This window comes from Nakamurella sp. (assembly GCF_048594475.1).
Lineage (GTDB): Bacteria > Actinomycetota > Actinomycetes > Mycobacteriales > Nakamurellaceae > Nakamurella.
Map to the genome: position 1 here is coordinate 23,526 of NZ_JBMDXT010000082.1, position 6,172 is coordinate 29,697.

A 6,172-nucleotide genomic window follows, 5' to 3' on the forward strand; every position below is an offset into this window, starting at 1 on the left:
AGAGTGACCGACCATTCTGCGCCGGACTACGACCTGGCCGCAACGCTGGAGCTGACCGACCCCGGGCAGTACCGGGCGCTGTTCGAGCCGACCCGGCTGCAGATCGTCAACCTGCTGCTCGACCGCGCCGCCACCACCTCGGAACTCGCCGGGATCCTGGGCAAACCCAAGGGCACCATCGGATCCCATCTGAAATCGCTGGAGGCCGCCGGTCTGGTGCGGGTCGTCCGGACCCGCCGGGTGCGGGCGCTGGAGGCCAAGTTCTACGGCCGGACGGCCCGGGTCTTCCTGTTCGAGCCCGTGGGCCCGGCGGCCGGGGCGGTGGCCGCCCAGGTGCGGCAGGCGGCGGACGAGTCGGCCGCGGCGCCGGCCGGCGTGGAGCCGGGGGTCAACGGGGGCGTCCGCTACGCCCGCATCCCGGCGGACCGGGCCGCGGAATGGGTGCGCCGGCTGCACGACCTGCTCGACGAGTTCGACCGGGAGCCGCGGTCCGGCGACCAGACGTTCGGTCTGGTCGTCGGCATCTACCCGACCGATCGACCCCGCCTTCCGATCCGGCCCGAGGGCCGGGCCGGGCGAACGGTCGACCGCGCCGACGGCGAACCGGGGACCGCAGGTTCACCATGACCGAACCCCCGGAGAACCCGGCCGCGCCGGACGACGCGGTCGCCACCAACCGGGTCGCGGGACCGGGCGCCTACCGGCGCCTGCTCGTCGCGTCCGGGGCGGCCAATCTGGCCGACGGTCTCCAGGTCATCGCGGTGCCCTGGCTGGCGTCGGTGCTGACCCGCGACCCGGTGCAGATCGCCCTGGTCACCGCCGCGACCCGCCTTCCCTGGCTGCTGTTCTCGCTGCCCGTCGGCGCGATCACCGACCGGTTCGACCGCCGCACGCTCGTCGCCGCGGCCGACACCGCCCGGACCGGCCTGCTGCTGCTCTTCGCCGTGCTGCTGGCGCTGAGCGGCGCCGACGAGTCCGGCGCCCCCGCCCACGCCGGCCTGCTGCTGATCGCCCTGTACGGGCTGGCCCTGCTCGTCGGCCTCGCGGAGGTGGTGGGGGACAACAGCGCGCAGACCCTTCTCCCGTCGATCGTGCCGCGCGCCCGGCTGGAGACCGCCAACGGCCGGCTCTGGGCGGTCGAGACGGTGACGAACCAGTTCGTCGGACCGCCGCTGGCCGGGCTGCTCATCGCGGCCGGGTTGGCCCTGCCGTTCGTCGCCGGGGCCGGGGCCTACGCGATCGCCGCCGCGGTTGTCTTCACCATCGCCGGCGACTTCCGGCCACCGGCCCCACAAGGGCAGCCAGCCGGGCCACGGGCCGGCCTGCGGCGGGAGATCGGGGAAGGCTTCCGCTGGCTGTGGCGGCACCGGCTGCTCCGCTCGCTGGCGATCGCGCTGGGGGTGCTCAACGCGTCGTCGGCGCTGGCCACGGCGGTGTTCGTGCTGTTCGGCCAGGAGGTCGCCGGCCTGGATGCGGCGGCGTTCGGCCTGCTGCTGACCGGCTCGGCGATCGGGGCGGTGATCGGATCGTTCGTCGCGCCCTGGCTGACCCGGCGGGTGCGGTCCGGCACCGCCCTGGCGTTGAGCGTGGTCGTGCTCGCCGTCACCGACGGATCCATCGGTCTGATGTCGTCGTTCTGGCCGCTCTGGTCGTTGTCCCTGGTTGCCGGCGTGGCCGTCGTCGTCTGGAACGTGATCACCGTGACGCTGCGGCAGTCGCTCATCCCGGACCGGCTGCTGGGCCGGGTCAACTCCGTCTACCGCTTCTTCGGCTGGGGCACCGTTGCGATCGGCACCCTGCTCGGCGGGCTGCTGGTCGCCGGCCTGGAGCCGGCGATCGGCCGGGAATGGGCGCTGCGACTGCCGTTCCTGGTCTCCGGCGTGATCCAGCTCGGCCTGCTGCTCTGGGCCTGGCCCCGGATCGGCAACGGCCCCATCGCCGCCGCCCGGGCGGCGGTGCACTGATCGGCCGAACGGGCCGGGGTTCGGAAGCAGAGGCCGATACCACCGTCTGAGGGTCCCGGGCGCGTGTCGGTCGTTCACCCCTCACGGAGGCGCTACGTCGGACCGTAGCTTTCGCTCTGTCGGAGTTCTCGACCCCGACCGGCGCGACCGCGTCGATGGGATGGGCCAGGCTATGCCGAAACCGATTGGTTGCGAATGCGAATCAACCCCACCCGGGCAGGTGCCGCTGCACTGTTCACCATGGTCTTGCTCGCCGTGACCGCGTTGACCGGGCCGGTGGGCAGCGCCGCGGCCGGCGAGATGGATTGCAGGAGTGCGGGCTACGCGTGCACCCCGGGATACACGGGGGCGAACTCTTCGACCACCTGGGCCTGGCGCTTCTACGGTGGAACATGGGCCGAGACCGCGAACGGATACCACAACTGCACGCTGTATGCCGCGTACCGATTGGCACTCGCCGGAATGCCGAATCCCGGTCGTTCATGGGGAAATGCCAGAGACTGGGCAGCCAACCTCGGCGGCGGCGACCGGAACCCGACCGTTGGCTCCATCGCCTGGTGGGGTTCGAGTCGCGGGGGCGGATACGGGCACGTCGCCTACGTCGAACAGGTCAGCGGTGGCAACGTTTTCATCCGGGCTGACAACTGGATCAGCGCCGGCGGCTACACCAACGCCGGATGGATTCCGGCGAGCAGCGTCGAGCGGTTCCTCCATCCGTTTGACGTGCGTGGTCCAGCCATCGGCGAGAACAGCTTTGTTAGCTTTCAGGGAAATGTGTACCGGATCGCGGGCGGTGCGCCGGTGTATGTCTCGAGCTGGAGCATCTTCGGGGGCGAACAGCCGACAGTTCCGCTCAACGACCAGCAATGGCAATCTCTCCGGATGACCCCCGCCGATAATACGTTGGTGGTGGGTGCGCAGACGGGTCAGGTGTTTCGGTTTGCCGGGGGTGCGCCGGTGTATGTGTCGACGTGGGATGCGTTCGGTGGTGCGCAGCCGGTGGTGGCGGTGGATCAGGCGGCGTTGGACAACGCTGGTGGTCCGGCGCCGTGGAATCACGTGAATTTCCGGCCGGCGGACAACACGTTCGTGGTGGGTGCGCAGACAGGTCGCATCTACCGTGTGGTCGCTGGTCGTGCGGAGCCGATCGCATCCTGGGACCAGGTGGGTGGGGTCCAGTCGAATGTCGTCGTCGACCAGGTCGCCATCGACCGCGCCGGCCAGAGCGGCATGTGGAACCACCTGCTCTCCGCGGACACTACTGCGCCGTCGATCGTGGCGGTGACGCCGTCGGACCAGAGCAGGGGCAACCCGACCGACACGGCGATCACCGTCGTCTTCAGCGAGCCCGTTCTCAACACCGCGAACGGCATCCAGCTGATCGGTGGCGGATCGGGCTTCAGCGCGGTGGCGGCGACCGTCACCTATGACGACGCCACGCGCACTGCCGTCCTGCAGCCCACCACGCCGCTGCCCGAAGACACCGCGTATCTGCTCAGTGTGAGCACCGGTGGCACCGCGAACGAGATCACCGACGTCGCCGGCAATGCGTTGCCGGGCTACTATTCGGCTTTCACGACGGGCCCGTCGCCGACGGTCCTCGGACATATCCCGGCCGACGCCGCCACCGCCATACCGGTGACTACAGACGTGACGGTCGCGTTCAGCGAGTCGATGCGCATTCAGGGCACACCCATCACGGTCACCGACGCGGCGGGCGCTACCGTCTCCGCGGCGACCGAGTACTCCGACGAGACCCGGACACTGACGATCCGCACCGGCGGCCACCTGGAGCCGGACAGCACCTACACCGTCACGGTCGGCGCGGAGCCGTGGAGCGTCGCCGATCACGGTCCCAACCCCCTCACGCCGGTGAGCTGGACGTTCACCACTGGTCCGGCGCCCGCGATCACCAAGAAGTCCCCGATCAATGGCGCGAAGGCGGTGCCCGTCGACACGGACGTCACGATGCGATTCAGCGAGCCGGTCCGGTTCGACGGTCGTCCCGTGACCGTCACCGACGCGAGCGGAACGACGCTGAACTTCTCTTCCGGGTACATCGCTGCGACGAGAACACTCACCCTGGACACCGCCGGGCTGCTGCAGCCAGACACCACCTATACCGTCACCGTTCCAGGCGGCTCCGACGGGGTGACCGACGTCGCCGGGAATCCGATTGTGGCCACTTCGTGGTCGTTCACGACGGGCCCCGCACCGGTGGTGGTCGGACAGTCGCCGGCGCCGGACGCGTCCGGCATCGCGACGAGCGCGACCGTCGACATCACCTTCAGCGAAGCGGTGCTCGGTGTCGGCACCGGCACCGTGGTCCTCACCGACCCGGGTGGGGTGAAGGTGCCGGCGGCGGTGATGTGGTCCGAGGAGAACCGCACCGCCACCCTGACGCCGCGCACCGCGCTCGCACCTGGCCAGCGCTACACCATCACCCTTGTCGGTGGGGCGAAGTCGATCCGCGACAGCGCCGGCAACCCCCTGGTGAAGACCTCGTGGGGGTTTACGACGGCTTCGGGCTGATCCCCCCGGGGCCGTGCTATCCGGCGGCCGCCACCCGCAGTGCCCGGTAGAGCAGCTGCGGATCGCCCAGCCGCCGCCGCAGCTCCCGTTCGAGACCGGCGATCGGGTAGAGGTTCTGCGGGGCGCGGGTGTCCTTGTAGGCGGCCGAGGCGAAGCGCGGCAGAACGGCCTGCGAGAGGGTGGCGAGCTCGATCACGGCGTCGGGCCGGTCGGGCGCGCACTCGATGCGGACGATCCCCGCCCAGGGCGCCCCGGCGGCGCCGGGCAGGCGCAGGTACCAGGAGTAGCGGTCCCAGCCGTGGCCGATGCGGAACACGGGCGTGCGCTCGCCCGCGCCCAGGCGGCCGACCTGGGCGTGCAGGTCGGGGGTCAGGTACGCGCTGTGATGGCTCTTGATGTAGCCGATGGTCCGGGGCAGGACTCGGCGGCCGCTGAGCGGGCCGTCCACCACCAGCAGATCGTCGACGTCGGCGCCGGCGCCGGCCCGGGCACCGGTGGCCACCTCGCGTTCCACCTCGGCCAGTTCGTTCTGCAGAGCACGGGACAGGGCCGCCGCCATCGGCTGTCCCGGCCGGTGCTCGGCCCGGTGGAAGGTGTACGGCCCGGCCGAGGTCGGCACCGACTCGGCCCGGGCGGCGACCGTGAACAGCCCCCGGCGGACGCCGACATGGTCCACCCGGGCGCGGGACTCGCTGCAGCACACCACCCCGGCGGCGTACGAGGCGAAGATCGCCTCGCTGGCGGTCGAGGCTGCGGCGCCCGGGGCCAGCAGGTCGACCGGGTCGTCGATCCAGGCCCGGGCCTCGATCCGGCGCACCCCATCGACGAAAAGGATCCGCTCGGGCCCGGCAACGGCGGTGCGGGCCCGCACCGGACCCCAGTCGGCGACCGCCCGCTCGACGGTCGGATCCACCTCGGCGGCGGCCGCATCCAGCTCGCCGTCCAGGTCGAACGTGCTGCCGTACCCGGGGTCCCACCCGTCGACGGCGAACCTCATGCCCGGGCCGCCGACCGCGGCGACGACGGCAGGAACAACGGCGACGTCACAACGACTCCCGCTCGATCGAGGACGTCCGGGAGTCCCGCCGGACCCGGAAGCGGACCGGGATGCGGTCGGCCAGCGCTCCGACGTGGGTGACCACCCCGACCATCCGGTCGCCCTGGGCCAGGTTCTCCAGGGTCGCCGCGACCACCTCCAGGGTGGCCTCGTCCAGGGTGCCGAATCCCTCGTCGAGGAAGATCGAGTCGAGCCGGGCGGCGCCCTCGGCGGCCATCGACGAGAGCTGCGTGCTCAACGCCAGGGCCAGTGCCAGGCTGGCCTGGAACGTCTCCCCGCCGGACAGCGTCCGGACGCTGCGCACGCTGTCGGCGTCGGCGTGGTCGACCACCATGAACTCCCCGTCCCGGTGGGTCAGCTCGAACTGCCCACCGGACAGATCGGCCAGCCGGTGCGAGGCGTCGACGACCAGCGTGTCCAGTGCGGCCGCCTCCAGCCATTCAGGAAACATGTTGCTGCGCAACAACCGTCCCAGTTCGCGGGCCACCTGCTGCTCCTGCTGGGCGGCGGCCAGGTCGCCCTCCAGCCGGGTGGCCCGATCCCGCCGTTCGTCCAGCCGGGTGCGGTCGGCGACCGCCCGGGTGAGGGCGGCGGCGGCGGCCGGCGCGGCGCCGTCGGC

General features: G+C 71.5%; 5 protein-coding genes. 3 read left to right on the forward strand and 2 right to left on the reverse strand.

Going from position 1 to position 6,172, the window contains the following annotated elements; all coding sequences use genetic code 11:
- Nucleotides 1–3: 3 nt before the first annotated feature.
- The 3 genes from ACOJUF_RS04275 (at nt 4) to ACOJUF_RS04285 (ending at nt 4,496) form a co-directional block, all read left to right on the forward strand.
- Nucleotides 4–627: an ArsR/SmtB family transcription factor gene (locus tag ACOJUF_RS04275; RefSeq protein WP_420120626.1), complete on the forward strand. Its 624-nt coding sequence runs from the start codon at nt 4–6 to the stop codon at nt 625–627.
- Nucleotides 624–1,964: an MFS transporter gene (locus ACOJUF_RS04280; protein ID WP_420120627.1), complete on the forward strand. Its 1,341-nt coding sequence runs from the start codon at nt 624–626 to the stop codon at nt 1,962–1,964. The genes ACOJUF_RS04275 and ACOJUF_RS04280 overlap by 4 nt, the downstream gene beginning before the upstream one ends.
- A 240-nt stretch (nt 1,965–2,204) precedes the next feature.
- Nucleotides 2,205–4,496, forward strand: coding sequence for an Ig-like domain-containing protein (locus ACOJUF_RS04285; RefSeq protein ID WP_420120628.1), 2,292 nt, complete (start codon nt 2,205–2,207; stop codon nt 4,494–4,496).
- Between the two features lie 16 nt (nt 4,497–4,512).
- Here ACOJUF_RS04285 and ACOJUF_RS04290 read toward each other — a convergent pair whose 3' ends face one another.
- Both ACOJUF_RS04290 and ACOJUF_RS04295 read right to left on the reverse strand, forming a co-directional pair.
- On the reverse strand, nt 4,513–5,493 hold the full coding sequence (locus ACOJUF_RS04290) for a DNA double-strand break repair nuclease NurA (protein ID WP_420120629.1): 981 nt from the start codon (nt 5,491–5,493) through the stop codon (nt 4,513–4,515).
- A gap of 46 nt (nt 5,494–5,539) precedes the next feature.
- A partial coding sequence (locus ACOJUF_RS04295) for an SbcC/MukB-like Walker B domain-containing protein (protein WP_420120630.1) occupies nt 5,540–6,172 on the reverse strand: 633 nt, incomplete at its 5' end.

Excerpts from the sequence above, each read along its gene's own strand:
- ACOJUF_RS04280 (WP_420120627.1), top strand. The coding sequence starts at position 624 with ATGACCGAACCCCCGGAGAACCCGGCCGCGCCGGACGACGCGGTCGCC.
- ACOJUF_RS04285 (WP_420120628.1), top strand. The coding sequence starts at position 2,205 with ATGGTCTTGCTCGCCGTGACCGCGTTGACCGGGCCGGTGGGCAGCGCC.
- ACOJUF_RS04290 (WP_420120629.1), bottom strand. The coding sequence starts at position 5,493 with ATGAGGTTCGCCGTCGACGGGTGGGACCCCGGGTACGGCAGCACGTTC.